Consider the following 1,792-nt stretch of genomic DNA (forward strand, 5'->3'; position numbering starts at 1 on the left):
AGATAGACATCATCGAGACTAGGACGGGATTGGGCCATGCTGAACACGGGTAATCCCGATTCGGCTAGGGTTTGTTCAATTTTGCTTAAAGGATTGCTATTGGCCGTCACGATAAGATTAAGGGAGTTACCCTGGGCGGTATTAACTATCACTTCCTCGACAAAAGGCAGACGGGATAATAATTCTTTCGCTTGGAAAGCTTCTTCCTCTGGGGAAAATTCCCGCACTTTTAAGGTGATGCGATCGCCACCCAGTTGTTCCTTTAGTTGTGAGGGGGTACCGCGAGCGATGACGATACCATTGTCGATAATTGCCAAGTTATCGGCCAAAGCGTCGATTTCTTCGAGATAATGGCTGGTAATTAATACACTGGTTCCGGCCGCCCGCAATTGTCGCAGAAAATCCCAGACAATCAAACGACTTTCGATATCGAGGCCCACAGTCGGTTCATCCAGCACTAAAACTTCCGGCTGATGCAATAATCCCGCCGCTAAATCCAGCCGTTTTTTGATGCCGCCGGAATAGGTCCCCGTTTTTTTGTCGGCGTATTCCTCTAATCCTAAAAGATTTATTAATTCTTTGATGCGCTCTCTTGACTTTTGAGCGGGAATGTGATATAGAGCCGCTTGTAGTTGCAACAGTTCCCGGCCAGTGAGCATTTTATCGAGGGCGACTTCTTGGGCAACGTAACCCAGGCGTTTACGGGCGGATTTGGGGTTATTCAGGGCATCGACACCCCCCACCTCGATTTTGCCGCCATCGGGTTTAGCAAGGGTACAAAGACAGCGAATTGTGGTGGTTTTCCCCGCACCATTGGGACCGAGTAAACCGAAGATTTCTGCCGCTTTCACGGTAAAGGAGATATCTTTAACCGCTGCTGTCTGACCGTAGGATTTTTTTAAGTTTTTGATCGCCACCGCAAGGGTCATAAGCTGATTTTCGCCCACTTGAGCGAGACAATTTTTTTGTTAACTTTCTCGGTCTATTTTAACCCAGATTCCCCACTGCAAAACCTAACACAGCCTTGTTGATCTTTTCCGATCAAGATAAACTTTGACGGGATTTGGCCTCATTCCCAGAGAACCTGCTGCTGTTCCACCGTTGCCTGTTGGCCCGGGCAACTTATTCCGACAGCATTGTTCACGTTAACTTAAATTAACTTTTTTGGCAAAAGTGAATCGGAACAAGGGTTTTTCGCTAAATTGATAATGATTATCATTCTAATTAATGAGAGAAATCATGGTTCTACAGGTCTCTAGGGTAGGATTAGTTTGTGATGCGAATAAAATCCGCAAAAAAAGCCCTACATCTCCATTTATCGCCGTTAGCTTCATTTTATCGCTTTCTTTCGCCCTGGTAACTGTGGCTAAGGCGGAAGAGCCTGCTATTGGTCAGAGTTTGCCCGAATTTTATATCGGGGTGGATAATCAAATCACCTTAACTCGGGGCATCTATGAGGGATTAGCCAATCCTAACTATAACCGGTTAACTCTTCTGGTTGCTCACCGAGAGGGAAACCCTCATTTTCACGGTATCGGCACTTACAGTTATTCCGGCCCGTCTGGTAATCCGGTAGTTAATCCGACTAACACCAATAATCGCATTCCTGAGACTTCTACAGGATTGCCTCCTCTCTCCTTAATTGCAGGACAAGGAATTTTTCAGAATAGTTTTGTTAGTGCTGCCACTGGGGAGGAATATAGCAATCTACTGATGCAATCAGTGGCAACTATTAATAATTCCTCTGACTTGGGAGAACAAGCTCTTTTTAACAGTTCTGGGGGACGGTGGA

The 1,792-nt window shown here is 45.8% G+C and carries 2 protein-coding genes; one reads left to right on the plus strand and one right to left on the minus strand.

The window, feature by feature from the left end; translation table 11 throughout:
- The coding region (locus tag PX484_RS22500; protein WP_288105578.1) for an ABC transporter ATP-binding protein at positions 1–929 on the minus strand (929 nt) is incomplete at its 3' end.
- Between the two features lie 310 nt (positions 930–1,239).
- Here PX484_RS22500 and PX484_RS22505 point away from each other — a divergent pair.
- On the plus strand, positions 1,240–1,792 hold a 553-nt coding region (locus tag PX484_RS22505), incomplete at its 3' end, for an all3515 family Zur-repressed PEP-CTERM protein (RefSeq protein ID WP_288105581.1).

This window comes from Microcystis sp. M49636_WE2 (assembly GCF_030065375.1).
In the GTDB taxonomy this organism is placed as follows: Bacteria; Cyanobacteriota; Cyanobacteriia; order Cyanobacteriales; family Microcystaceae; genus Microcystis; species Microcystis aeruginosa_C.